The organism is Thalassotalea mangrovi (genome assembly GCF_005116735.1).
Classification (GTDB): domain Bacteria; phylum Pseudomonadota; class Gammaproteobacteria; order Enterobacterales; family Alteromonadaceae; genus Thalassotalea_A; species Thalassotalea_A mangrovi.
Map to the genome: position 1 here is coordinate 58,822 of NZ_SWDB01000021.1, position 25,523 is coordinate 84,344.

The 25,523-nt window shown below is 46.9% G+C and carries 23 protein-coding genes; 6 read left to right on the top strand and 17 right to left on the bottom strand.

Going from position 1 to position 25,523, the window contains the following annotated elements:
- Nucleotides 1–62 precede the first annotated feature (62 nt).
- From E8M12_RS08990 to priA, 10 genes are all read right to left on the bottom strand, one after another.
- Nucleotides 63–1,997: a PrkA family serine protein kinase gene (locus E8M12_RS08990; RefSeq protein WP_136735814.1), complete on the bottom strand. Its 1,935-nt coding sequence runs from the start codon at nucleotides 1,995–1,997 to the stop codon at nucleotides 63–65.
- 234 nt (nucleotides 1,998–2,231) lie between these two features.
- Nucleotides 2,232–3,185 (bottom strand): DUF4097 family beta strand repeat-containing protein, encoded by a 954-nt coding sequence (locus E8M12_RS08995; protein ID WP_136735815.1) that lies wholly within the window; start codon nucleotides 3,183–3,185, stop codon nucleotides 2,232–2,234.
- 12 nt (nucleotides 3,186–3,197) lie between these two features.
- Nucleotides 3,198–3,719, bottom strand: a complete 522-nt coding sequence (locus E8M12_RS09000; RefSeq protein WP_136735816.1) for a hypothetical protein — start codon at nucleotides 3,717–3,719, stop codon at nucleotides 3,198–3,200.
- Between the two features lie 2 nt (nucleotides 3,720–3,721).
- Nucleotides 3,722–4,285 (bottom strand): RNA polymerase sigma factor, encoded by a 564-nt coding sequence (locus tag E8M12_RS09005; protein ID WP_136735817.1) that lies wholly within the window; start codon nucleotides 4,283–4,285, stop codon nucleotides 3,722–3,724.
- 177 nt (nucleotides 4,286–4,462) lie between these two features.
- Nucleotides 4,463–4,840 (bottom strand): YbaN family protein, encoded by a 378-nt coding sequence (locus tag E8M12_RS09010; RefSeq protein ID WP_211245020.1) that lies wholly within the window; start codon nucleotides 4,838–4,840, stop codon nucleotides 4,463–4,465.
- Between the two features lie 14 nt (nucleotides 4,841–4,854).
- A complete protein-coding gene (locus tag E8M12_RS09015) occupies nucleotides 4,855–5,220 on the bottom strand; it encodes a gamma-butyrobetaine hydroxylase family protein (protein ID WP_169303092.1) in 366 nt (121 codons plus the stop codon).
- Between the two features lie 54 nt (nucleotides 5,221–5,274).
- Nucleotides 5,275–6,603 carry an ATP-dependent protease ATPase subunit HslU gene (hslU, locus tag E8M12_RS09020; protein ID WP_136735819.1) on the bottom strand — a complete coding sequence of 443 codons (1,329 nt, stop codon included), beginning with the start codon at nucleotides 6,601–6,603 and terminating at the stop codon, nucleotides 5,275–5,277.
- 17 nt (nucleotides 6,604–6,620) lie between these two features.
- Complete coding sequence (gene hslV, locus E8M12_RS09025) at nucleotides 6,621–7,139, bottom strand: ATP-dependent protease subunit HslV (protein ID WP_136735820.1); 519 nt, start codon at nucleotides 7,137–7,139, stop codon at nucleotides 6,621–6,623.
- 145 nt (nucleotides 7,140–7,284) lie between these two features.
- Nucleotides 7,285–7,884 carry an SPOR domain-containing protein gene (locus E8M12_RS09030; RefSeq protein ID WP_136735821.1) on the bottom strand — a complete coding sequence of 200 codons (600 nt, stop codon included), beginning with the start codon at nucleotides 7,882–7,884 and terminating at the stop codon, nucleotides 7,285–7,287.
- 272 nt (nucleotides 7,885–8,156) lie between these two features.
- Nucleotides 8,157–10,382: a primosomal protein N' gene (priA, locus tag E8M12_RS09035; RefSeq protein ID WP_246034088.1), complete on the bottom strand. Its 2,226-nt coding sequence runs from the start codon at nucleotides 10,380–10,382 to the stop codon at nucleotides 8,157–8,159.
- A gap of 354 nt (nucleotides 10,383–10,736) precedes the next feature.
- On the opposite strand from priA, the gene rpmE reads away from it, so the two are divergent.
- On the top strand, nucleotides 10,737–10,949 hold the full coding sequence (gene rpmE, locus E8M12_RS09040; protein WP_136735822.1) for a 50S ribosomal protein L31: 213 nt from the start codon (nucleotides 10,737–10,739) through the stop codon (nucleotides 10,947–10,949).
- Between the two features lie 240 nt (nucleotides 10,950–11,189).
- Nucleotides 11,190–11,675, top strand: a complete 486-nt coding sequence (gene rraA, locus E8M12_RS09045; RefSeq protein WP_136735823.1) for a ribonuclease E activity regulator RraA — start codon at nucleotides 11,190–11,192, stop codon at nucleotides 11,673–11,675.
- A gap of 89 nt (nucleotides 11,676–11,764) precedes the next feature.
- Here rraA and E8M12_RS09050 read toward each other — a convergent pair whose 3' ends face one another.
- The 7 genes from E8M12_RS09050 to E8M12_RS09080 form a co-directional block, all read right to left on the bottom strand.
- Nucleotides 11,765–12,628: a TraB/GumN family protein gene (locus E8M12_RS09050; RefSeq protein WP_169303093.1), complete on the bottom strand. Its 864-nt coding sequence runs from the start codon at nucleotides 12,626–12,628 to the stop codon at nucleotides 11,765–11,767.
- A gap of 229 nt (nucleotides 12,629–12,857) precedes the next feature.
- On the bottom strand, nucleotides 12,858–13,595 hold the full coding sequence (locus tag E8M12_RS09055; RefSeq protein ID WP_136735825.1) for an alpha/beta hydrolase: 738 nt from the start codon (nucleotides 13,593–13,595) through the stop codon (nucleotides 12,858–12,860).
- A gap of 247 nt (nucleotides 13,596–13,842) precedes the next feature.
- On the bottom strand, nucleotides 13,843–15,243 hold the full coding sequence (locus tag E8M12_RS09060; protein WP_306416220.1) for a M20/M25/M40 family metallo-hydrolase: 1,401 nt from the start codon (nucleotides 15,241–15,243) through the stop codon (nucleotides 13,843–13,845).
- A gap of 12 nt (nucleotides 15,244–15,255) precedes the next feature.
- Nucleotides 15,256–18,414, bottom strand: a complete 3,159-nt coding sequence (locus tag E8M12_RS09065) for an efflux RND transporter permease subunit (RefSeq protein WP_136735826.1) — start codon at nucleotides 18,412–18,414, stop codon at nucleotides 15,256–15,258.
- 4 nt (nucleotides 18,415–18,418) lie between these two features.
- Nucleotides 18,419–19,513, bottom strand: a complete 1,095-nt coding sequence (locus E8M12_RS09070) for an efflux RND transporter periplasmic adaptor subunit (protein WP_136735827.1) — start codon at nucleotides 19,511–19,513, stop codon at nucleotides 18,419–18,421.
- Between the two features lie 124 nt (nucleotides 19,514–19,637).
- Entirely contained in the window at nucleotides 19,638–19,979 is a 342-nt protein-coding gene (erpA, locus tag E8M12_RS09075; RefSeq protein ID WP_136735828.1) for an iron-sulfur cluster insertion protein ErpA, read from the bottom strand.
- A gap of 151 nt (nucleotides 19,980–20,130) precedes the next feature.
- Nucleotides 20,131–20,865 (bottom strand): DUF6776 family protein, encoded by a 735-nt coding sequence (locus E8M12_RS09080; protein ID WP_136735829.1) that lies wholly within the window; start codon nucleotides 20,863–20,865, stop codon nucleotides 20,131–20,133.
- Nucleotides 20,866–20,951: 86 nt separating this feature from the next.
- Here E8M12_RS09080 and E8M12_RS09085 point away from each other — a divergent pair, with 86 nt between their 5' ends.
- The 4 genes from E8M12_RS09085 (at nucleotide 20,952) to hemL (ending at nucleotide 25,503) form a co-directional block, all read left to right on the top strand.
- The gene (locus E8M12_RS09085; protein WP_136735830.1) at nucleotides 20,952–22,646 is read left to right on the top strand and encodes a chloride channel protein; all 1,695 of its coding nucleotides are present in this window, start codon (nucleotides 20,952–20,954) and stop codon (nucleotides 22,644–22,646) included.
- Nucleotide 22,647: 1 nt separating this feature from the next.
- A complete protein-coding gene (locus E8M12_RS09090) occupies nucleotides 22,648–23,085 on the top strand; it encodes a CopD family protein (protein WP_136735831.1) in 438 nt (145 codons plus the stop codon).
- Between the two features lie 115 nt (nucleotides 23,086–23,200).
- Nucleotides 23,201–24,220 (top strand): aspartate carbamoyltransferase, encoded by a 1,020-nt coding sequence (locus E8M12_RS09095; protein WP_136735832.1) that lies wholly within the window; start codon nucleotides 23,201–23,203, stop codon nucleotides 24,218–24,220.
- A gap of 2 nt (nucleotides 24,221–24,222) precedes the next feature.
- A complete protein-coding gene (gene hemL / locus E8M12_RS09100; RefSeq protein WP_136735833.1) occupies nucleotides 24,223–25,503 on the top strand; it encodes a glutamate-1-semialdehyde 2,1-aminomutase in 1,281 nt (426 codons plus the stop codon).
- The last annotated feature ends 20 nt before the right edge of the window (nucleotides 25,504–25,523 follow it).

Consider the following 25,523-nt stretch of genomic DNA (forward strand, 5'->3'; position numbering starts at 1 on the left):
TGTTGAACCAATCCCTGGCAGGAAACTACATTACCTTTTCTCCTGATTGGAAACGCTGGAAATTAAGAAGACTTTCTGACTCTCAGATACCACTCACTCAACAAACGTACCTGTTTGCGTGTGTAGCCTTTGGCGACCATACGCTCGACAAATTCGTCGTGTTTTTTCTGATCATCGGAAGAGGTCTTGGTATTAAATGAAATCACCGGCAACAGATCCTCGGTATTTGAGAACATTTTTTTCTCAATCACAGTGCGCAGTTTTTCGTAACTGGTCCAGATTGGGTTGTTGCCATTGTTATTCGCCTTCGCCCGTAACACGAAATTGACGATTTCATTGCGAAAATCTTTCGGATTCGAAATACCTGCTGGCTTTTCGATTTTCTCTAACTCGTTATTCAGGGCACTACGGTCGAGGATCTGACCAGTCTCTGCATCCCGGTATTCCTGATCCTGAATCCAGAAATCGGCATAGACGACATAACGGTCAAAAATGTTCTGTCCATATTCCGAGTAGGATTCGAGGTAAGCGGTCTGGATCTCTTTACCGATAAACTCGATATATTGCGGGATCAGGTAGCCTTTAATAAATTCAAGGTAGCGGTCGGCGGTCTCTTTGGGTAATTGCTCGCGCTCTATTTGTTGTTCGAGCACATAAAATAAGTGCACCGGATTGGCCGCCACTTCCTTATGGTCGAAATTAAACACCCGGGATAGAATTTTAAAGGCGAAACGGGTCGACAAGCCTGACATCCCTTCATCAACGCCAGCATAGTCCCGGTACTCCTGATAGGATTTAGCTTTCGGATCGGTGTCTTTCAGGGTTTCCCCGTTGTAAACCCGCATTTTCGAATAAATACTGGAATTTTCCGGCACTGCCAGGCGCGACAAGACGCTGAATTGGGCCAGGATATCGAGAGTTCCCGGTGCGCACTGGGCATCGACCAGTTCCGAGTTTCTCAATAGTTTCTGATAAATTTTGATTTCTTCGGTAACCCGCATGCAATACGGTACCTTGACGATATAAACCCGGTCGAGAAACGCCTCGTTATTTTTATTGTTTTTGAAACTCAACCATTCGGATTCATTCGAGTGAGCAAGTATAATGCCGTCAAATGGTAATGCCGACAGGCCTTCGGTCGGATTGTAATTACCTTCCTGAGTGGCGGTAAGCAATGGATGTAACACTTTTATCGGCGCTTTGAACATCTCGACAAATTCCATCAACCCCTGGTTTGCCCGACACAAGGCACCGGAATAGCCATAGGCATCGGCATCGTTTTGAGCGAAATGTTCAAGCTGGCGAATATCTACCTTACCAACCAAAGAGGAGATATCCTGATTGTTGTCGTCACCAGGTTCGGTTTTAGCGATGGCGATCTGGTCGAGAATGGACGGGTATATTTTGCTGACTTTGAACTGGGCAATATCACCTTTAAATTCATGCAAGCGTTTCGCAGCCCAGGGAGACATAATACCGTTCAGGTATCTACTGGGAATGGCATATTCCTGTTCGAGTATTTTTCCATCATTTTCAGCATCAAACAGGGCCAGGGGATGATCATTAACCGGACTTCGCTGGCCATTGGCACTGAGCACATAAATGGGTTGTGACTGCATCAGGGTTTTCAGCTTTTCTGCCAGTGATGATTTACCGCCACCAACCGGACCGAGCAGGTAAAGTACCTGTTTCTTTTCTTCTAATCCCTGCGACGCGTGCATCAGGTATGAGACGATTTGCTCAATTGCCTCTTCCATCCCATAAAATTCTGAAAATGCCGGGTACCTGGCGATGACCCGGTTAGAGAAGATGCGACTCAATATCGGCTCTTGGGATGTATCAATCATCTCTGGTTCACCGATAGCGGCCAACAGGCGTTCGGCAGCATTGGCATACGCCATTTTGTCGTCACGACAAAGCTCAAGAAACTGCGCCAGAGTATACTCCTCTTCCTGGGCTTGTTCGTAGCGGCTCTGGAACTGTTGGAAAATACTCATAGTTGCCCCCACAAAATTCATTCCGTTATTAATTTAGACCGTGAAATTGGCCGTTTTACTTAAATATAAACTCAAAAATTAACTATCGCCTTTTTTAGAAGCAATAAATGTTGAACTTGAATTTTCGAAAAAAGGTGCTAGCTCAAGCACTTGTGAGGGGTGATAAATAGCGCGGGATATTTTAAAAAAGATGTTAAGTTTCCAGCCCTTAGGGGCCAAGGGCTGGAATATGGGTTAGTGACTTAAACGAATGGTGCCGCTAACGGTACTGGCTTTAAGTGAGGCTGCGCCACTGCCTAATTGAGTATCGAGTCGGCTGCTCGGACCATATTTAGCTTTTACCACTTTATCATCACTGATCCGATTGATGATCTTGCCGCCGGCATTACTGTCAATGCGAACACTAACATTGGCCTGCTCCTGCATCACCAGGGCAATATTGCCACTCACCGATGACATTTTGACAATGGCATCATCTAGGATAACCATATTCGCATCGACATCTCCACTAACACTGGACAGGGATAATTTCGACAGGTTGCGATAATTCACATCAAGGTTTCCCGACACGACATTGGCATTTAGCTCTTTCGCTTCACCATTGGCTGCAATATTGCCACTGACCGCATTAAGCTCGATCAGGCCAACTGAATTTTTATCATCAATATCACCACTTACCGTGGATAACATCACCTTGCCTTTCAGGTCGACGCTGTCGATATCACCGCTAACGGACTCGATACGAACTTTATCTGCAATATTACTGACATCGATATTTCCGCTTACGGTTTTTACATGCAATGACTGGCTAAGGTCGGCAACGCTGACCGCCGATGATACGCCGGCAAATTTTACCTCCGCGGCCATTGGCACCTGGACCGAAAAGTCACTCTCCTGTTGTTTCGAACTCCAGAAGCTCTGATCGATTTTGGCCGGCATTTTTACCTGAACGTAGATGGTGTTGCCTTTCTGCTCAAAAATAAAATCGGTAGCCATTTCATCAATCACCCCGTTAACCCAGACTTCGTCTTTGTCGGTGCCGGTGATCGTAACCTTGCCTCGCATATTTTCGATCACGACATTGATGTCTGATGCTGCAGGTAATCGCTGATCAACCTGGCGCGCATCCGCAGCCTGAACTGAAGTCGAAAAGGCGGTAAAGAATACTGACAAAAGAATCAAGCGCATGGTTGTAACCTCTTAAATTGTTTGCCATTTCGGGCTATATAATTGCTCCAGGAGGCTTAACTCCTGATTTTGCGTCCATTTCAGCAGATTCAATAAATCTGGATTTTGCGGATCATCTTCCAATGCCTCCAGCAATGAGGCTCGTGCAGACTGGATTTCGTCAAACTGTTGACGAATATTGTTCGGTAATTTTGTTAAATCCGGCTTACCGAAACTCACCAGCATATTCTGCTTTTCCTGCAAGTACTGCTGCTCAATCATCTCCACCGCGGTTAGTTGCTCAGGCACCGGTTGCTGAGCGTCGGGATAGTTAAAGAATACGATCACCGCCAATACCACCGACGCAGCCAGCGCCAACGGCTGAAAATTGATCACGCGGGTTTTACTGTTGCCTGCCTCAGGCTTTTGCTGTTGCTGAGCTTTAAGCTCAATGGCACGTTCAATGCCCTGCCATAAATCACGCTTTGGCTTGATTTCGGAAGGCAACTCATCGACTCGCTGTTGCAGCTGCTGTTCATTCATTGTTTGTTTCATGATCACAACCACTCCTGTAATAGTTTTTTAGCTCTATGATAATGGGACTTACTCGATCCCACGGCCATATCCAGCATGTTGGCAATTTCTTCATGGCGGTAGCCCTCGACGGCGAACAATACGAAAACCAGGCGGGCCTTTTCCGGCAAGCGTAAAATGGTTTTATCCAAATCAGACAACTCGGGATGGTCATTGATAACAGGTTCACTGTTTGCTGCCTCTTCGAGGCTAAACACGCGTTGCAGCCAGTTTTTCTGTTTCCGCAAATGACTCAGTGCAGTGTTGGTCGCTACCGAATGTAACCAGGTAGAAAACTTACTGTCACCACGAAATTTATCGAGTTTTAACCACACCTGGACAAAGACTTCCTGAGCGACATCTTCGGCTTGCTCCCGGTCCGCAATCATCCGCACGCAAAGTGCATAGACTCTGCCGATATGCAGTTGATACAGTTGCTGAAACGCTTGTCTGTCACCGTTTTGGGCCAGCTCTATCCACTCCTGCTCTTGCTTGGAAGCAAATAACTGCTTGGCATCAATCACGGTTTGTTGTCCTTGTAAGGTCACTGAATTCCACACTTACTGATTGATTTGTTAGTTATGATGCAGTATCCGTGAAAAAGGTTTAAAGGGAAATGAAATAAATATAAAAGAATTTCTGCCAACACATGAAAAACGCAGAGATGACCATCAATCGATCATTAGTTGTCTATTTTAGCAATAGGTAATGAGCAGACAGTGGCACTATGAATCAGACGTGGGGCAGGTTTTCAGGCTTAATACGACTGTTAAACCGATGCCGAGAAATATCGCAACGGTGATTTGCAACCATAGATTTGTAATGGCAAAAAACAGACTGTAGCCGCCAAAGCCGATGATCATGGCAACCGCCAATACTTTGGCGCGCAAACTCACGCAACGATGTTGTTGCCAATTAATAATCAACGGGCCAAAAACCGGATTCTGACGCAGCCAGGTATGTAACCTGGGCGAGGATTTTGCGAAACATGCCGCTGCTACCAGGACAAAGGGCGTGGTTGGTAGTCCGGGTAAAATCGCTCCCAGGGTTGCCAGTCCAACCATGACCAGGCCGAGGATTAAAAACAGGTAACGAGACAGCATCACTTGACCTTTAGCTACAGTTGTTTGATCTCGATATTCGCTTCCCGGGTAGAGCCAGTTAGAGCCAGCGCATCCAGGTATTCCTGCCAAAGCCGATGTTGGTTATGGGCCAGTTCACTCAGTAATAACTGACGATAAACCGCCTGGTGGCCATCATCAAATTGCAGTCGCAGGCCATGTTTACCAACATTATCGATGCCAGTGATCTGCACCAGCTTTTTATTGCTCACCGGCGGTTTCGCTTTACCCTGCGCCGAAGTTTTCTCCATCGGCGAATAGACCCGCAAAAATTCAGCGCTCAGTGTAGCCACGAAATCGTCAGCAAATGTCAGTTGTAATTGACGCTCGCGCTTATTCCATACGATATCACTGACGGTCATGATGTTTTCTCCTGAAAAAAAAGGGCCACCCGGCCCTTTTGTCATACTACTGTACTATAGAATAAAGCGACTTAAATCTTCATCCTGTACCAGTATATCCAGTTTATTGTGTACGTAGGCCTTGTCTATGGTAACCAGATTACCACTATGGTCATCGGCATGGAATGATAAATCTTCCATCAACCGCTCCATCACAGTATGCAGACGGCGGGCACCGATATTTTCCGTGGTCTCGTTCACCTGCCAGGCTGCGTTCGCGAGCGCTTGGATACCATCTTCAGAGAACTCGATTTTCACGCCTTCCGTCGCCATTAAGGCGATATATTGTTCGGTGAGTGACGCATTCGGTTCTGTTAATATACGGACAAAATCTTCTGTAGTCAGCGCCTTAAGTTCAACCCGAATCGGTAATCGACCCTGTAATTCAGGGATCAGGTCAGAAGGCTTGGCCATCTGGAAAGCACCAGAGGCAATAAACAGAATATGATCGGTTTTTACCATACCGTGTTTGGTCGATACCGTCGAACCTTCAACCAATGGCAGTAAATCGCGTTGCACGCCTTCACGAGATACATCGGGTCCCGAGGTATCACCGCGTTTACAAATTTTGTCGATTTCATCCAGAAATACAATGCCGTGCTGTTCAACCGCTTCCAGCGCTTTTTCTTTCAACTCATCCGGGTTTAACAGTTTCGACGCCTCTTCTTCCTGCAAGGCTTTAAACGCATCTTTAATTTTCAGTTTACGTTTTTTGCTCTTGTCCTGAGACAGGTTCTGAAACATGCTTTGCAACTGTGAGGTCATGTCTTCCATGCCCGGAGGGGCCATGATTTCAAGGCCAACCTGGGGTTGCATGACGTCAATCTCAATCTCTTTGTCATCTAGCTTGCCTTCCCGCAGTTTCTTACGAAATACCTGGCGGGTTGAACTATTGTCAGTTTCCTGCTCTTCGCCAAAGCTGTTGCGTGGATTTGGGATCAGGACGTCAAGAATACGCTCTTCCGCAGCTTCTTCAGCGAGATGGCGTACCCGCATCATTTCCTGTTCTTTGGTCATTTTCATCGCCATATCGGTCAGGTCACGGATAATCGTCTCAACCTCTTTGCCGACATAGCCAACTTCGGTGAACTTAGTCGCTTCGACTTTGATAAAAGGCGCTTTTGCCAGTTTTGCCAGGCGGCGGGCGATCTCGGTTTTACCGACCCCAGTCGGGCCAATCATCAGGATATTTTTCGGGGTCACTTCGGCACGCAACTCATCGTCAAGTTGCATCCGGCGCCAGCGATTTCTCAGGGCGATGGCAACCGCCTTCTTCGCATCCATCTGGCCAATAATATGTTGATCAAGTTCATGAACAATTTCACGAGGAGTCATATTCGACATTTAACTAATTCCTTAACCTATAATTCATCGATGGTTAAATTCTGGTTGGTGAATACACAAATATCACCAGCGATCTTCAGGGACTTTTCGACAATTTCCCGGGCACTTAACTCAGTGTTTTCGTAGAGTGCTGTGGCAGCAGCCTGGGCGTAGTTGCCACCACTGCCGATGGCAATCAGATCATTTTCCGGCTGCACCACATCACCATTACCAGTGATGATTAGTGATGCCGTGTGATCGGCAACCACCAGCATGGCTTCCAGTCGACGTAATGCGCGATCGCTGCGCCAGTCTTTTGCCAACTCAACCGCTGCTTTGGTCAAATGTCCCTGGTGCATTTCCAGCTTATTTTCGAACCGTTCAAATAACGTAAAAGCATCGGCGGTACCGCCTGCGAATCCGGCTAATACTTTATCGTGATACAGACGGCGAACCTTGCGGGCATTGCCCTTCATTACCGTGTTGCCCAGGGAAACCTGGCCATCACCACCAATACATACCTTGCCGTCACGGCGCACAGAAACAATCGTTGTCACTATTGACCCCTTTGTTGATATGGTTGGGCACGTTTTTGCTCAACTGAGTAAACGCAAATCCCAAAAATACGAGAGTCGCTGCCAGGTCAACCGGCAACGACTGTTAGAAACATAGTAGGTTATGTGGGAATGATCAGGTTGGATTTCAAGACCAGGGGTAAATTATGCAGCCATTTATTTGGTTACTGCGCAGTTCGTGTTTGATTCGCTCTGCCGAGCGTTTATTTTCAAATGGGCCCAGTACCACTTTATACCAGACACCATTAGAGCCTTCACTGCGACGAACATCAGATGGTTGTCCGGTGGTAAAGGCAATCTTCGCTTTTAACTCTTCTGCTTTTGCTCTTGAGCGCAAAGACGCGCACTGCAGTTTACGTCGTTGTGGATCGGCAACTTCATAGCCACCGCTTACCTTTACTTTTTTCTCCGGCAAGGTGGTCCAGAAAGCCAGTTCTTCTTTTGGCTTTTCCGGCAATGGATCATCGTTTTCCTCAGGTTGTTGCGCCTGTTGCTGAACCTGGGCTATTTGCGATTCGATAGACTGTCCCTGATCGGCCAGAGGGCCTGGATTTTCATCAATAAAATTTAAAAAATAAACGACTCCAACGACAATGATCAGTGCCGCGATGCTGATGATCCTAAATTTCCAATCCGCAGGCGCTTGCTTTTTTACCGGGCGCTTAGCTCGATAAGGGCTGTTTTTCTTTTTCGGACGAGTCTTGGAAATATAATCTTTGTGAGCCATTGTTCTGTTTTTATGTTTGATCTGAGGGTGATCCTAACCGCAATTTTATCGAACCTGATTTGAATGTACAGCGTTAATCGACTTATACCAATGAAGAATTGTGCAAAATGCATATATCTCGTAAATATGTTGCATTCTGTCCGACCATATTGAAAAACCTGAGAAATTGCGTCTAGCAACGCTTTCAATATATTGATTCAAAACTCTCGGTCATGGCGCAGATCCGATCGAACCAACACTAAGAAAGCCGAAGCCATCCGGTCAATTTCCGGTTACCAACTCATGTCCTGGGGATCAATATCGACATGCCAGCGCACCTTGTTTTTATTCGGGTGATGCTCCGCCAGCTGGATCAGTAATTGGGTGGTTTGATGTAAGCTTTTGCGGTCTTTACCGAGTATCGTCAGGTGAAAGCGAAATTTACCGGCCTTTTTTTCCATTGGCGCCGCAACAGGTCCGCACAATGCACATTCGGAGTTATTGAGCTGGCTGCTGATATCCCTAAGAAACTGCTCAGGTAAATAAGCATTATTGGCTTCGGCCCTGACTAGTCCCTGAAAGCTATAGGGAGGCATCATTGCCTGTTGCCGTTCCATTAACGCAAAGCGGGCGAAATGTTCGTAGCCGTTATTCACCAAATCCTGTAGTAAAGGATGCTGCGGATAATGTGTCTGGATCAATACCTTACCGGGCTTACTGGCGCGTCCCGCGCGGCCGGCAACCTGCACCAGCAACTGCGCCATTTTTTCTGGGGCGCGAAAATCGTAACTGAATAATGCGCCATCAACATCGAGCATGACAACCAGGGTAACGTTGGGAAAATGATGACCTTTGGCAAGCATCTGGGTGCCAACCAGAATTTGATATTCGTTGTCAGCAATTGCTTCGAGGCGCTTTTCTAATTCGCCTTTGCGGCGGGTACTGTCACGATCGATGCGCACCGCTTTATAGTGGGTAAATAACTCGGCGAGGCGTTGCTCAAGTTGTTCCGTTCCTTGCCCCATCGGCGACAAGCGCACACTGCCACATTGTTGACACTGTTTTTGCACCCGACGTTGACTACCACAATGATGACACACGAGCAGTTGCTGATTATGGTGGAATGTATAAGGGCGATTACAGCGTTGACACTCACACACCCAGTGACATTCCTGACAGGCAATCGCTGGTGCAAAGCCGCGCCGGTTTAAAAACAGCAATACCTGCTCACCTTTTTCCAGCGTTGTTCTCATCGCTTGTTGAACCAGACCGGAAAGCCCATAGACCAGAGGTTGAGTCGATATATCGACTAACTGCATACTGGCAAGTTTACTGTTGCCAGGGCGCTGCGTTAATCGATGATAGTGATACCGTTGCAGTTGTGCATTATGCAATGATTCCAATGATGGCGTGGCGCTGCCAAGAATAACCGGAAGTTGCTGTTGCCGGGCTCGTAAAATTGCCAAATCACGGCTGTGGTAACGAAAGCCCTCCTGCTGTTTTAATGAGGAGTCGTGTTCTTCATCGACGATGATCAACCCCAGGTTTGGCATGGGTGTGAACACCCCGGAGCGGGTAGCCAGAACAATCGCGGCGCTACCCAGCCGCGCAGACTGCCAGGTCTGCAAGCGCTCGCCATCATTCAAGCCACTATGATGCAGCATGATAGGTACATTAAAACGTTGCTCAAAACGATGCAGGGTTTGTGGCGTCAGGCCGATTTCCGGCACGATCACCAATACCTGTTGATGTTGTTGCAACACCTTCTCCATCACCTGCAAATAGACTTCGGTTTTGCCACTGCCGGTAATGCCATCGATGAGATGGCAGGAAAATTGATTGAGGTGCTGACTTATCTGGCTAACCACCAGGGCCTGTTCTGTGGTGAGCTGTAATTTGTTTTCGGTCGCGACAAGCTTAGGTTCGAAGCGAAACACCTTGCTCGGTAATCGCGATTCCAGTAACAGCTCTTTTTTAAGCAATGCGTTGAGTTGTGCTTTGCTAAAACCCGACAAGCGAATTTGCGGCCAGGTCATCGCCCCCTGTTTTTTCAGCAACGCAAATAATGCCTGCTGTTTAACAGCGGTTTTGGCTATCGAGGCAAGTTTTTCAGCCAGATCATCGTCACTTAGTGATGGTTCGACCTGCCAGCACAGAGGTTGGCGTAAATCAATGTCATTTGCCTGGCGCAGCAGCACCGGCAGTGCCTGGGAAAACACATCGCCAACCGGATGATGATAATAGCGGGCGCAGGTGAGCAGAAATTTTACCTGCTGCTCATCCAGTTGGCTTTCTTGTGGCAATAACGCCTGAATGTCTTTGATTTTTTCCGGATCAAGCTCTGGGTCAACCGGCTCTGACAGGACCACGCCGATTAAGGTACGATTGCCAAATGGCACCTGTACCCGGCGACCAACCTCAACATCCTGTCCAGACAAACGCTCTGGCAGGCGATAGGTGAAAGTCTGGCGCATCGGCACAGGAATGGCGATATCAAAAAAGCGTGGCAATTGACTCAAAAAGTGTCCTTTTCAGATAGCCGCAAGCCTCAGGCGACAGGCGGCAAGTTATCGGATTGAGCTGTAAGCGGCAAGCGATAAGCTGCAAGTCATTTTTATTCACTTACGTCCTGTTATTACAGTGTATTTTGACCTGTCTACATAAGCTTGGCAATCCTCGAATTAGTCGCAACGGTAAATTGCTCATTCAGGCAACGTTTAATTTTTCTGAAAGGCAGGAAAATTGGTTAATTTTTTAACGTTTTTAGTTGATCACGGACCAATGATCCCGTATTATTCGCCCCCTTATTGATAACTCGTATGGTATCTGGCAATGGATCAGGTGGCGATACGGCCTTAAAACAGAGGTTTTCCATGAAAGACGGTATTCACCCTAATTACACAGCTATCAAGGCAACTTGTTCTTGTGGTAACGTAATCGAAACTCGCTCAACGTTGGGCAAAGATATTTACCTGGACGTTTGTTCTGAGTGTCACCCATTCTACACTGGTAAGCAAAAAGCTGCTGAGACCGGTGGTCGTGTTGACAAATTCAACAAACGTTTTGGTATGTTGGGCAAAAAATAATTGCCGAACTAGCAAAATCGGAAAAAGCGCCTGTTGGCGCTTTTTTTGTATCTGCTAATACCCTCATTAATATAGAATGACTATCCCAATGAATTCTTTGTAGTAAATGAACCTCTGCCCTAACTATGAGTTGTGAAAAAACTTAGTGTAATTGGTATAAACAACCCTTGTACCTGACCATTAGCGAGTTATACTGTGGGTAGTTTAAGCCAAAAGCCCCTGTTTAAACTGGAGATATCCATGGAATACAACACCTCGGAATTATGCAATCTATACACTGATCTGGTCGATGTGCTTGAGCCCATGCTAAGCAACTATGGTGGCCGCAGTTCATTTGGTGGGCAAGTGGTAACCATCAAATGCTTTGAAGCCAATGGCCTGATTTCACAAATGGTCGAAAATGACGGTACTGGTAAGGTGTTGGTCATCGACGGCGGCGGTTCTGCCCGCAAGGCGCTAGTCGATTCCTATATTGCCGAGGCTGCTGCGAAGAATGGATGGGAAGGTATCATTTGTTACGGCAGTGTCCGCGATGTCGATGCCTTAGAAGAGATCGATATTGGTATTCAGGCGATGGTATCCATTCCGGTTGGTGCCGTCGACAATGACGATGGTGAAATTGACGTAGCGGTTAATTTTGCTGGCGTAACCATACTGCCAGAAGATCACATTTATGCCGACAATACTGGGGTCGTATTATCTCCTGATCCCTTGGATATCGAGTAAAACTCGAAATAAACACCGCAACATCTAATGATTTAGAATAAAGCTCAGCGCTGCACTCAGGCTTAGCTGAGCTTTGTTCATTGGCTTAATTACAATTGCTTCACTTTATAGCCTTTGTCCCGCAATGCTTTAATCACACCATCTTCGCCAACCAGATGCAATGCACCAACCAAAACAAATTCGACATCCTCAGTTGCAAAATACCCTTCGATGTCGTCCATCCAGTTATTGTTTCTATCCACGATTAGCGATTGATAGGACTGAGGAAATTTTTCCTGCCATTCTATCATCGATAAGTCGACCAGGGCCTGGCTGTCACCACTACGCCACGCCTGCTTCATATCAGCCATCATATCGCCAAGGCGATTTATATCGTCGAGAGTGTAGTTAATAAACTCATCTTCATAACCTTTGCCCATACCCGCTAGAAACTCTAATTGCTCTTCTGGCAGTTCAAGGTATTGAAAGGATTTCTTATCCTGGCTTCCCAGCATCGTATAGAACTGGTCGACACCGGCACCCATAATACCTAACCGTTGCAGTTCCTTCATTGTCAGGGTGATAGAAAGCAGCGACGGTTTTAAAATTTTCAGGTTATCCAGAGGTAATCCGCGCTCTTTGATATAACTATTAAGTCGCTCAACAGTATTCGGTTGTAATTCATCAGCGTAAGTACGGCCATCGAGATACATCATTTTTTGCATCAAGGTCTGCTCAAACTGCGGTGTCTGAGCCGCATTCATGTCCATTTCAAAGACCAGAACCTGCGAGTCTTTATAAGCCAGGTCAAATTCTTCGGGCAGCGGATAATCGCTTTGCGCTAATACATGCACGGTTCCGCCGAGGTATACTTTCTGCCCACCTTTGCTGACTTCCCAAACCGACGACTTTGCTCCCGCTACTGCCATAACCAGCGACAAGCCAATTCCTAATCCCAGATTCCATATTTTCATCATCATTCCTTTAGCACTGTTCAGATAAATTCCTTTCCAACATAGCATGGAAATATCTAAGGCAGAAGTTCCGAAACTCCAAAAGCAGTCTTCACTGGCAAAGTTATTTACGAATAATCATAAGGTTATTAATTTTTTGAGAGAAAATCAGGAATGGGTAATAGCAAATAAAAAAGGCCTGATGAGCAACAACAGGCCTTTATATCAGTAACATTACATCAAGCCAGCATTACTCCATCGCAGCCAGCGTTGCGAGAATGGTTGCAACCGATATATTACTTTGCTCTTCAAGGCTGACCGTGGCGGCACAATTTCCAGTGGTATCATCGCCATACCAGCCAAATTGAGGATGATTACCACCATTGATTTCCACATAATTGGTGGTCGATGGCAGGTTATCCATGCTGTTATTGATATCGTCCAGGGTCGTTTGGCAATCATTGCTACCATAAACCGAGGCAACGGGTGCTGTAACATGGGTCAAATCTTCGGATTCATCCGGATAGGCACCAAGTAACACCAGGCCATCCTGCGGATTACCAGCCACATATTGTGCGGCCATGGCACCACCTAATGAATGACCAGCAATCACGTAACTTGAACACGATTGTCTCGCGTAATAATCCCATTTTGCATCATTCGCAGCGTTAGGCTCAAGAACTGCCAGACCTACCGGGACTTTCAAAATAAAGCTCAAATAGCCCTGTTCAGTGATTTTCTGACCATAAGGTGCATAGGCGTATGGACTTATTAAACCGCCCGGATAGAAAACAAAACACACTCCTTTGGTAGCGATACCCGATTGCGGACGAAAGCGAATATAGTTCCAACGGTCATTAACATTAACCTTGTTATTATCTTTCATCGCATCCCAGGCTTCATCCATAACGGTTCCCTGGCCACCGGCTGAAACCACACCACTCAAAGCCAGACTCACTACTGCGATTAACATTGTTATTTTTTTCATTAATCTTCCTCGCAATTATATTTATCTACAGCAACTCGCTGTAAATCCACATTAAACATATCGCGCTAAAAGATCAATGTTATATAAATATAACAATACGTCATATTGGAGGGAGGGGTGGAATTGGTAATGCCATACTCGCAGACGCAGGCATTGCGACGGAGTTTAACCAAGGAATGAATAGCAAGTTTTGCGGATACCTGGCTGCAAGGAGGTTGCCTCCTCGCAGCCAAATTCGGATAAAGAACTATTTACGAAAATCAATGCCCGTTTGCGCAGCGAAGTAGGCGAACATGGTATACACCGCAGTATTTTGACGCAGATCATCCGGATTTACTTTATCTAAGGTATCATTCATCGTGTGATGTACATCAAAATAGGTTGAACCATCCGGTGCAAAGCGGGCTGCAGGCACCCCTTCTTTCGTCACCAGGCTCATGTCTGACTGCCCCTGGGCATTGTTTACCGGATTAAATGAAACACCTAGCGGTGCTAACTGTTGCGCAAATTCCCTTACTCCAGCGAGCGCTTCTGCGCCGACACCGGTTTTAAACTCATAAATACGGCCAAGGCCAAAGTCCCACTCCGCCGCAATCACATGGTTTTTCAGCTTGTCTTTATGCACGTTGACATATTCTTTAGCACCCAACAGCCCGACTTCTTCGCCAGCGAATAATATCACCCGAATCGTTCGTTTTGGCCGTTCTGGCAAATTTGAAATGTGTGAAGTCGCTGCCATCATCATTGCCATACCTAGTCCATCATCGACGGCGCCCGTACCTACATCCCAGCTATCCAAATGAGCTCCTAAGGCAACGATTTGTTCAGGGTATTGAGAACCGGTAATTTCACCAATAACATTGGCTCCCTTAACGGCAACCTTTTCATTACGAACCGCAGTAACTTTTAAAAAGAATTCAACCGGCTTATTGCGTTTAAACTGATTAACCAGCATATCCGCATCCGGGTTCGACAATGCAACCGCGGCGATACGTTTGACGCCATCTTTATAGCGAGTGATGCCGGTGTGGCCGGCACGATTATCATCAGTGCCTACCGAGCGCATCATAAATGCAATAGCCCCTTTTTCGGCAGCAACCTGAGCCCCTGAAACACGAGCACCTACTGCCTTACCATAGCCTTTGCCGGTAATATGACGTTCCATCCGATAAGAAACAAAGGCAATCTTTCCTGTAAGGCTTCCGGCTTCAGCAGCTTTTAAGGCATCAAAATCGTTAAAGTGTACCACTTCAGCCTGAATACCCTGCTCACCGGTACCGACACTTTCACCCAAGGCGATAGCAACCACAGGTTGCGGAAACGGCGCCAGTACTTTTGCTTCAACATCACCACGAATCCATTGATAATGGGTCACTTCCTCGGTCCAGACTTTATCAAACTCCAGCGCTTTCATTTTCGCCTGCGACCAGGCAATGGCTCGCTGATCCCCTTTTGTGCCGATCATCCGGGCACCGACTTCCGTGGTCAACGACTCAAGAATATCGTAAGCCAGGTCAGATTGAATGGCAGTTTCCTGCAACGACGTCAGTTGTTGTTGCTGTTCTTTATTGAGAAACTCAGCGCGAGCGACAAACGCACTCATAGAGAGTAATGCCAACAAGGCAAAACGGAGGTTTCGGATAGACATAAGGTTCCTTATTTATACTTCTTCATAGGCATTCACCAGGCGTTGCGAACCCTGGTAATTAGCACCTTTGGTGGGAATGATTGTAATTTTTGAGTTCTGCTTAACATCGCGGATTGCCAGCAAGCAGGGAGTGAGAATTAAGGTCAGTAGTGTTGCAAATGCTAAGCCACCAGCAACCGCCGTCGCCAGTTGCGACCACCATTGGGTTGATGGTGCTCCAAACGTAATTTCACGGCTAATAAAATCAATATTCATCTGCAATACCATTGGCATTAATCCCAAAATGGTAGTGATGGTGGTCAACATTACCGGGCGCAAACGCTGGGCACCGGTGCGAAGAATGGCCTCTTTGGCTACCAGTCCTTGTTGCCGCAGCACATTATAGGTATCAATCAAGACAATATTATTATTCACCACGATGCCTGCCAGGGAGATGACTCCCAGTCCTGACATAACAATACCAAATGGCTTGCCTGCCAGGTAAAGGGCCAGGAACACGCCCACTGTCGAAAACAACACGGCGGAGAGAATCAAGAATGCCTGATAAAAACTATTAAACTGCGTCACCAGGATAATTGCCATCACAAATAAAGCGATGAAAAATGCATTGATTAAGAAGGTCTGGGATTCCATCTGATCTTCGTTCTGCCCTTTCACCTCCATGCTTACCTGCAACCAGTTGATATCGGAGTTCTGCATTTGCCGTTGCAGCTTGGGTAATTCCTTAACCAGCTGGGCACCGGGCTTTAAATCAGCCTGCACAATCACCACACGTTTGGAATCGACCCGGCGAATGGTATCAACCTTTTGCGCAGCTTTGCGTTCGACAAAGTTGGTTACCGGTACCAAGCCATCGAAAGTTTTTAAGCGTAGGTCATCGAGACGGGCAATATTGCGTTTTTCAACCGGGAAACGTACCCGGATATCGAGTTCATCGTCAACATCATCGGGGCGATACTCGCCAAGTTTTAAGCCATTCGTGACCATTTGCACGGTGGTGCCGACCAATGTTGCATCGGCACTAAACGTCGCTGCCAGAGCCCTGTCGACTAGCAATTGCCACTCAATACCTGGTTTTGACGACGCATCTTCGATGTTAGTGAAATTACCATTGGCTTCCAGCAATCTACGTGCAGTGCGCACACTCTCCTGCAATAGTTGAGGGCTACGGGACGCAAATTCGATCTTTAAGTCTTTACCCTGCTGCGGGCCGCTTTCATCTTTGCGAACCTCTACCTCAACGCCGGCGTAATCAACAAATCGCTGATGCAAATCTTCGACAATATCATCGGCAGGGCGTCGGTGTTGCCAGTTTTTCAGGTTAATTCGAAAGGTACCGACCAGGTCATTGCCGCCGGTACGGGTATACAGAGATTCAATATCATCCAGGTCGAGGGTCCGGCGCTCGATTTCCCGCATAATTTCGTCTTTCTCGTGTATCGACAGATCCCCATAGGAACGGACCGTCATATTCATGCCATCCGGCTCTACCTCCGGAAAAAACTGCGCTCCCAGATTCGAATTGGCGTAATTAGCAAATACCGTAACCGCAAATAATAAGGTAATTGCCAGTACGGTTTTGGGATAAGCTATCGCTTTATCCAGGGTTCGCACATAACGCCCCTGTAAGCCGGAAAGTGACGTTAAATCACCACTTTCTGCCTGCAGCAACTGCTGTTTTTGCTGTTCGCTGATTGCTCGGCTTTTACCAAACAGGGCACCCATGGTGGGAACGAATATCAATGCCATTAACAAGGATGCCGATAACACGGCAATCAGGGTAATCGGCATGTATTTCATAAACTCGCCCATCATTCCCGGCCAGAACAACAAGGGGGCAAAGGCTGCCAGGGTGGTGGCCGTCGAGGCGATTATTGGCCAGGCCATGCGCTTAGCGGCAAGGGCATAAGCCTGCTTTTTCTCCAATCCTTCGCCCATTTCCCGATCGGCAAATTCGGTCACCACGATAGCACCATCGACCAGCATGCCGACCGCCATGATCAGGGCAAACAAGACGACGATATTCACAGTCAGGCCAAATACCGATAACACCATAATGCCGGTTAAAAACGATCCTGGAATGGATAAACCAACCAATAACGCCGTTCTTGCGCCCAGTGCGGCAATGATAACGATGACCACCAGAAGCACGGCTGAAATCACGTTGTTTTGTAAATCCGTCAGCATGTCTTTTACAAATTTCGATTGATCACCTACATAGTCAACGCGAATATGTTTTGGCCACAGCTCTCGCTCTTTTTCAATCAGGGTTTTGACCTGGTTGACGGTTTCAATAATGTTTTGTCCCGGCCGTTTTTTCACCTCAATGGAAATCGCTCGTTGGCCATTTAAGCGGGCAAAGGAGGTCGGGTCCTTGTAAGAGCGGCGCACTGCGGCGACATCCTGGAAGCGGATCACCCGATCGCCTTCGACTTTAACCGGTAACTCATACAAGTCTTTTACCGATTCGAAAACGGACGGCACCTTAATCGCAAATCGTCCTTTACCGGTATCCATGGTCCCGGCAGGCACCAGGCGATTATTGCGGGTCACCAGATTGAAAATATCGTTTTGATCTAACCCGTAGCTTTCCATCAGCAGGGGATCGACGATGATTTCCAGCATATCTTCACGATCACCGCCAATATCTACCTCCAGCACCTGCGGCATGGCGGCAATTTTGTCCTGTAAATCCCGGGCGATGGTGATCAGCCCGCGCTCTGACACTGGTCCGGATAAAAACACAATAACCGCCGGTTGCTGGTTCGCCATGGTCACTTCACTGACCACCGGCTCTTCCGTTTCATCAGGCAATTTGGCCTTGGCCAGGGTTACTTTATCGCGTACATCGGCGAGTGCCTCTTTCGGATCCAGTCCGGCAACGAACTCCAGGGTTACGCTGGCGTGCCCTTCACTGGCATTGGCGCGCATCTCATCAACGCCTTCAATTGCTTTCAGCTCATTTTCCATCGGCCGGACCAGCATCCGCTCAGCATCTTCCGGGGAAATTCCGTCATGTACCATGGAAACGTAAATGACAGGAATGGTGATATCGGGGTTAGATTCTTTGGGAATAGAATAATAGGTAGCGCCGCCGGCAAGCAGCAGGAGAACGAAAATCAGTACCACGGAGCGAGTACGAAATAACGCGGCATCGATCATCGCAAGCATGCGCTTATGGCTCCATGATATTGCTGTTAACTGCCTGCACTTTATCACCAGGGCGGACAAATCCCTGCCCCAATGTAATTACCTGCACCGTGTCATCAAGGCCGGTTAGCCAGACACCGTCTTCTTCACTTTTTACCATCTGGATTGGGGTGAAGTGAACGATATCTTCGCTCACGGTTTTAACGCCGATGTTGCCTTGTTCATCCAGGGTCAGGATTGCCGGGGATACTTTAATGGCATTAACTTGCTGTAACGGTAATTCCACCTCTGAGCTGATTCCCGCCCGGTAACGGTAATCCGGATTAGCAATAGTAATTTCCGCTTTAAAGGTATTGGTTTGTTCATTGGCCACACTGGCCAGATAGCGCAGCGTACCGGTTAAATTACGGTGGCTGAGCAAATGAATGTTGGCCGACTGTCGTTCCCTGACCTGCAATACCTGGTTCTCAGTCAAGTGGGCACGAATCACCAAAGGGTCAAGATCGGCAATAATGGCAATTTCGTCACCGGGTGATAAATAATCACCAACTTCCACCATGCGCTCATTCAATACACCGGAAAATGGCGCAACCACGGTAGTATTAGCAATATCGGTTTCGATTTGCGCCAGCATCGCTTTGGCATCGGTCACATCGGCAAGCTTCTGTGCCAGTGCCGACTCGCCCTGAAAGCCACCCGTAAAGAGCTTTTTCGCACCATAGTATTCAATCCGACGTTGCTTCAACAAGGTTTGATAATGTTCCAGTTTGGCCGGCAAATCATTGAGGGCGATTTTGGCAATCACATCGCCTTTATTGACAAAGCTGCCGCGCTCGGCGAATACGTGGATAATTGCGCCTTTAACCTGAGCCCGCAAGGTAACGATGCGATCCGGCTCGGTGCGGCCATAAAGCTGAATGGTATTGGTAATGGGCTTGCTTTGAAACGTTTCCACCTTAACCTGAGGAAGAGGCAGCTGTTGCTCCTCCTGCTCCGTAGGCGCCGAGCTTTTAAATATAAATCCACTGGCAAGCCAGAGAATCAGCAGGATGCTGATCACGATTGCAATCGTATAAGGATTCTTACTCGCTGCCGACGAGTTGGGTGAACTGGTTTGCATTCAAAGCCTTGCAATAATATTTTTAACCAGTGTAAAAAATTCTGTTTGAATAAGCATCAACTTTTTCCCGGTTGATGCTAAAAAATGCGGCTATTTTCGCTTTAAATTGGCGAACTTATGACAATTAGATGGAAAATGATGAACCACAGCCGCAGGTCGTTTCGGCATTCGGGTTATCTACCAGAAAACGTGAGCCTTCCAGACCTTCGACATAATCAACGGTGCCACCGACTAAATATTGTAAACTCATCGGGTCGACCACCATGGTCACGCCTTGTTTTTCGATGGTCATGTCGCCCTCATTTACCTTCTCATCAAAGGTAAAGCCATACTGAAAGCCCGAACAACCGCCACCCGTGACGTAAACTCGGAGTTTTAACTCAGGATTTTCTTCTTCGCTGATCAATACTTTGACTTTATTGGCAGCAGCATCGCTGAATTGAATTGGCATTTCTGGAGTTGACATAAATCTCTACTTGCTTCGCATTTGAAAAACTATTTACCTGAGCCCACGCCCAGTAGCGCAAATTATCTTAAACCCGACAAGTTTAATCAAGTATTAGCGTGCAAATAGAACAATTTGGTAACGATTCGGCAATGTCGGGTTAATCAATTGATTAGTTACCAACCGCAGACTCGGGTTCCGGCCAGGGATACGTTTCTTCAAGTCGTCGATATTTTTGCGTCCCTTTGGCAGGCAATATCGCCGCAACCTGGATTTTTTCAGGTACAAAATCTTCCGGCAAATTAAAATCACCCTCAATTACCTGGAAATAACGAAAGTTAAAAGAACGTTTATCAGTGTCCAGTTCGGATACATTGGCTAACTTAATGGTTGCAGGGCGGTTATTGAGGCTGCCGACAAAATCCACTTCGATATGACCTGATGCAAATCGTTTCGATTTTAACTGCTGCACTAACACGACTTTTAAGCGGTAGTGATTTTTACTGACACTGGAAGAAACCGACACTTCATCAATAACAAAACCCTGCGCCTGTTTTTCTGGCGCCATAATTTTTTCATAAAATGCCAATTGTTTTTTCAGTTCGAATTGCTGAGTTTCTAATTCACTGATATTTGCCAGTGCCTGTTGATTGGCGAGGCGTTCAATTTCCAGTTCTACATTAAGAATATTAATTTTGCTCTGCTGCTCATCATTAAGACGATACAAGCGATCGAGACGCTCATTTTGCGTCGCGATGATTTTTTCCTGATGGCCCTGATAAAAATTACCAATACGATAGGCAATCTGACTGATTATCAGGAGTGAGATCAGGGTAAAAATCCAGAGTTTAAAAGCGCCAAACCTCTGATGTAGCCCTGTTAAAGTTATTTTTTTTAACCAGTTCATTATTAACGTATTTTTACTGCACTTATGTTAAACTGCTTTGCATTGGTCAAACAGAAACTATCACAAAAACGCACCTTGAGGGAAGAATGGCATTAGCCAATTTAAGAATAAAACTCGCAAAGCCCGAACCATCATGGCAACTCTGCCTATTAGGGGTTATCGGGGCTACCATCGCAGCGATTTTTATTATTCTTTTCCGTCTGGCGTTTGAATCAATTCAACTAATTTATCTACAAAACGTTGACGATTACACTAGCTTAACAGAAATCCAACGCTTTATAACCCCAATCATTGCCACGCTTGGCATCCTCCTGGTTGCCTGGGTGACAGGTTTTAAATATTCACGAAGCGGCATCCCCTTCGTTATTCACCGGTTAAAAACGGCATACGGTGCGATCCCATTCCTGAATACCATCAATCAGTTTTTTGGCAGTATTTTTGCGCTGGCAGGAGGCTTTTCGATTGGTAGAGAGGGGCCAGCGGTACATATCGGTGCCGCCTGTAGTACCATCCTCGCTAAACGTTTTTCCCTGCCACAAAACTCGATGCGCACATTATGTGCATGCGGCGTTGCCGCGGGCATTTCGGCCAGTTTCAATACGCCTCTTGCGGCAGTCATTTTTGTCATGGAAGTCATTTTACGCGAATATAAACTGCATATGTTCGTACCGGTCATTCTTGCCTCCATTGTTGGCTCTTTAATGACCCACGCGGTATTTGGCTCTTATCATGAGTACGAGTTTTTTGCCTACCTGGTGATCGACTATGCCCATTATCCCTGGCTGATTTTATTTGGCGTGTTACTTGGATGTCTCGCCAAACTATTTAATGTTGGCATGTTAGCCGTCATTCGTGTCAGCCAACACCAGCATATGACGGTACGCTTATTGGTTGCGGCACTAATTATGGGGACTATGGGCTACTGGGTACCGGAAAGCATGGGGTCAAGTGTTAGCGCCATTGACCTTATCTTAGAAGAAGAGATGGTTTTCACCCTGATTATCAGCCTGTTATGTGCCAAAATGATCGCCACCATTGGGGTACTGGGATTGGGTATTCCAGGTGGCATTATCGGCCCGACATTAGGCATCGGCGCGATTGCCGGCGCACTGATGTCATTATTGGTCGGTATATTTTTTAATGATATGAGATTTGCCGGAGATTATGCCCTGTTAGGCATGGCAGGCATGCTTGCGGCCACCTTGAATGCACCTTTAGCAGCACTGTTGACGATAATAGAACTTGCCGACCAGCTACAACTGGCGTTGCCGGCTATGGTTGTGATCACCAGTGCCTATCTCACTTCCAGTCAGTTTTTAAAGAATCGCTCGATATTTTTGCAACAGCTGGAATTTCAAAACCTGAGTTATCAACCCTCGCCGGTGGAAAATATTTTACAAAAATATGGGGTGCTGGCTTATCTGGAAGATAAATATCAGATCATCAAAGATACCGAAGAAGCTAACCTCAGTGAAATTATCCGCGCCGCGCCCGGTGATGAACAAATCATCGTTCATTGTCCTGCAGAAGACGACGAACCAGAACAGTTTAAACTGGTACAGTACGATTTAAATCAACATCCACTGGAGCACGAAGGACCCGCGTATCGTTTATCAACGATGCCAGCTGTTGACAGCCAGGCGACCTTATCAGAGGCCTATTTTGCCCTGGTAGAAATGCGCCAGGGTGCGGTTTATGTGTATCACAAGGACCCGGCCAATATCATTGGCATCGTATCGTTTAATAAGATTCGCGGATTATTAACCAAGGGAGCAATATAGGATGAGCTGGTATTTGCTGGTCAAAGCGTTACACATTATTTTCATGGTGGCCTGGTTTGCCGGTATTTTTTATCTGCCGCGGATCTTCGTTTACCATGCTGAAAGCGACAGCAAAGAGGTTCGCCAGCAACTCGCAATTATGGCGAAACGCCTGCTCTACTTTATCACCCCATTCGCATTGCTTACCCTGATATTTGGTGTCGTGTTAATCACCATGCAGGGGCTAGATTGGCTTCGACTCTCTGTTTGGCTGCATATTAAACTGGTGTTGGTGGCCATACTCTACATCTACCATGGTTACTGCTTTGTATTGCTGAAACGCTTTCGAGATGACATTAATCAACGCTCCGGATTTTTTTACCGGGTTTTCAATGAAGTCCCGGTACTTTTCCTGTTCGCGATTATCCTGCTGGCGGTCATTAAACCCTTCTATCAGTAATCCACCTAAGGATTACTATCTTGAGCGGAATTATGCTAAAGTTGCCGCCAGTTTTGCCCCGTTCTATTGCTCAATATCGGGCATGGGGTCATCAGGTTAATTCAGGTTTTGCTTTATGATGCAATTTCAAGGCAGTCACATATTATCGGTGGCTCAGTTTGATCGGGAAGCGGTGTCACGAATTCTCGATGTTGCCAAATTAATGATCCCCTATGCCAGTCGTCAGAAACGCTGTCATGTGCTGGAAGGTGCGATACTAAATAATCTGTTCTTCGAACCATCAACCCGCACGCGGGTATCTTTTGGTACGGCTTTTCAGTTGTTAGGTGGATTTGTTCATGAAACCGTCGGCCAGGAGAGTTCAAGCCTTTCAAAAGGCGAGAGTTTATTTGATACCGCCCGGGTTATCTCTGGTTATGCGGATGTTATCGCCATGCGCCATCCGACCATGCATTCGGTCAGTGAATTTGCCGAAGGGTCTACCGTACCGGTTATTAATGGCGGCGACGGCGCCAATGAACATCCGACCCAGGCTCTGCTGGATTTATTTACCATCCGTGCAGAAATGGCTCGTTTTGGTAAAGGTATTGATGATCTTAATATCGTCCTGATGGGCGATTTAAAACATGGCCGTACGGTGCATTCGCTATCGAAGCTGTTGAGTTTATACGACAATCTTAACATCACCCTGTTATCGCCCGAGGCATTGCAAATGCCAACGTCGGTGATCGACAGCCTGGAAAATGCCGGGCACAAAATTACCATCACCGACAAGATGGCTGGCAATTTGCAAAGTGATGTGGTCTATCAGACCCGAATCCAGCAGGAACGTTTCAGTAGCAAGGAAGAAGCCGATCAGTACCGCGGTCATTTCAGCCTTAATAAACAAGTTTACGAGCAATACTGTCAGCAACATACCGTGATTATGCACCCACTGCCGCGCGATTCACGTCCGGAAGCGAACGAATTGGATGTGGATCTCAATGATCACAACAACCTGGCCATTTTCCGTCAGGCACAAAATGGCGTATTAGTGCGTATGGCTCTGTTTGCCCTGACATTAGGGGTAGACGAGATTCTTCACAAACACGAAAAACCGGTGACCTGGTTTTCCAACAAACAATTAAGTGAGTAAGCATGTCTCATTCCGAACAATTATTTCAGCAAGCGCAAAAAACCATCCCTGGTGGCGTAAACTCTCCAGTCCGTGCATTTAATAGCGTTGGTGGTACACCTTGCTTTATTAAGCGAGCCGAAGGCCCTTATATTTTCGATGCCGACGATAAGAAATATATTGATTATGTTGGTTCCTGGGGGCCGATGATATTAGGTCACAACCATCCAGAGATTCGGGCTGCGGTCATTAAAACAGCAGAAAATGGCCTGAGTTTTGGTGCACCAACCGAATTAGAAATTACCATGGCGGAAAAAGTGCGGGAACTGGTACCGTCAATGGAAAAGCTGCGCATGGTAAGTTCAGGCACAGAAGCGACCATGAGTGCCATTCGTCTGGCGCGCGGCTACACCGGTCGTGACAAGATCCTTAAATTTGAAGGTTGTTATCATGGCCATGCCGACTCTCTGCTGGTAAAAGCAGGCTCTGGAGCCCTGACTCTGGGCGTACCAAACTCACCTGGTATTCCCGCCGATTTTGCCAAACATACATTAACCGTAACCTTCAACGACCTTGATTCGGTAAAACAAATTTTTGCTGAATTTGGCAGCGACATTGCCTGTATCATCGTTGAACCGGTTGCCGGCAATATGAACTGCATCCCGCCGCTGCCAGGTTTCCTGGAAGGCTTACGTGCTATTTGTGATGAATATAAGTCAGTGCTGATTTTCGATGAAGTAATGACTGGCTTTCGGGTTGCCTTAGGTGGCGCGCAACAGCATTACAACATCAAGCCGGACCTGACCACATTAGGCAAAGTCATCGGTGGTGGTATGCCTGTCGGAGCATTTGGTGGTAAAACAGAAATCATGGACTACATTGCCCCGGTTGGCCCGGTTTATCAGGCGGGTACCCTATCAGGAAATCCAATTGCCATGGCCGCTGGCTTGACCGCATTAAACCTGTTGAGCGCAGCAGATCACCACAGTGAGTTAGCGGCAAAAACCAAGCGCCTGGCGGAGGGCTTCAAGCAAGCCGCCGATGAATCAGGTATTCCAATGGCGATCAATTATGTGGGTGCTATGTTCGGTTTCTTTTTTACCGAACAGGAGAAGGTAACATCCTTTAGCCAGGCAACCGCATGTGATGGTGAGCGCTTCAATAAATTCTTCCATCTAATGCTAGATGAGGGGGTCTATCTGGCTCCAAGTGCCTTCGAAGCCGGATTTTTGTCAACGGCCCATAGTGATGACGATATCGATGCAACTATCGCCGCCGCTAAGCGTTGTTTCGAAAAGCTTTAATAACTGACATCCTTACAAGT

Bases quoted from the DNA above. Each gene is read 5' to 3' on its own strand.
- E8M12_RS09065 (WP_136735826.1), bottom strand. From the start codon at position 18,414: ATGCTTGCGATGATCGATGCCGCGTTATTTCGTACTCGCTCCGTGGTA.
- E8M12_RS09080 (WP_136735829.1), bottom strand. From the start codon at position 20,865: ATGAACTGGTTAAAAAAAATAACTTTAACAGGGCTACATCAGAGGTTT.
- rraA (WP_136735823.1), top strand. From the start codon at position 11,190: ATGGAATACAACACCTCGGAATTATGCAATCTATACACTGATCTGGTC.
- E8M12_RS09090 (WP_136735831.1), top strand. From the start codon at position 22,648: ATGAGCTGGTATTTGCTGGTCAAAGCGTTACACATTATTTTCATGGTG.
- E8M12_RS09050 (WP_169303093.1), bottom strand. From the start codon at position 12,628: ATGAAAATATGGAATCTGGGATTAGGAATTGGCTTGTCGCTGGTTATG.
- rpmE (WP_136735822.1), top strand. From the start codon at position 10,737: ATGAAAGACGGTATTCACCCTAATTACACAGCTATCAAGGCAACTTGT.
- E8M12_RS09060 (WP_306416220.1), bottom strand. From the start codon at position 15,243: ATGTCTATCCGAAACCTCCGTTTTGCCTTGTTGGCATTACTCTCTATG.
- E8M12_RS09085 (WP_136735830.1), top strand. From the start codon at position 20,952: ATGGCATTAGCCAATTTAAGAATAAAACTCGCAAAGCCCGAACCATCA.
- E8M12_RS09010 (WP_211245020.1), bottom strand. From the start codon at position 4,840: ATGCTGTCTCGTTACCTGTTTTTAATCCTCGGCCTGGTCATGGTTGGA.
- E8M12_RS09015 (WP_169303092.1), bottom strand. From the start codon at position 5,220: ATGACCGTCAGTGATATCGTATGGAATAAGCGCGAGCGTCAATTACAA.
- E8M12_RS08995 (WP_136735815.1), bottom strand. From the start codon at position 3,185: ATGCGCTTGATTCTTTTGTCAGTATTCTTTACCGCCTTTTCGACTTCA.
- E8M12_RS09095 (WP_136735832.1), top strand. From the start codon at position 23,201: ATGATGCAATTTCAAGGCAGTCACATATTATCGGTGGCTCAGTTTGAT.
- E8M12_RS09070 (WP_136735827.1), bottom strand. From the start codon at position 19,513: ATGCAAACCAGTTCACCCAACTCGTCGGCAGCGAGTAAGAATCCTTAT.
- E8M12_RS09000 (WP_136735816.1), bottom strand. From the start codon at position 3,719: ATGAAACAAACAATGAATGAACAGCAGCTGCAACAGCGAGTCGATGAG.
- E8M12_RS09055 (WP_136735825.1), bottom strand. From the start codon at position 13,595: ATGAAAAAAATAACAATGTTAATCGCAGTAGTGAGTCTGGCTTTGAGT.
- E8M12_RS09030 (WP_136735821.1), bottom strand. From the start codon at position 7,884: ATGGCTCACAAAGATTATATTTCCAAGACTCGTCCGAAAAAGAAAAAC.
- hslU (WP_136735819.1), bottom strand. From the start codon at position 6,603: ATGTCGAATATGACTCCTCGTGAAATTGTTCATGAACTTGATCAACAT.
- E8M12_RS08990 (WP_136735814.1), bottom strand. From the start codon at position 1,997: ATGAGTATTTTCCAACAGTTCCAGAGCCGCTACGAACAAGCCCAGGAA.
- erpA (WP_136735828.1), bottom strand. From the start codon at position 19,979: ATGTCAACTCCAGAAATGCCAATTCAATTCAGCGATGCTGCTGCCAAT.
- hemL (WP_136735833.1), top strand. From the start codon at position 24,223: ATGTCTCATTCCGAACAATTATTTCAGCAAGCGCAAAAAACCATCCCT.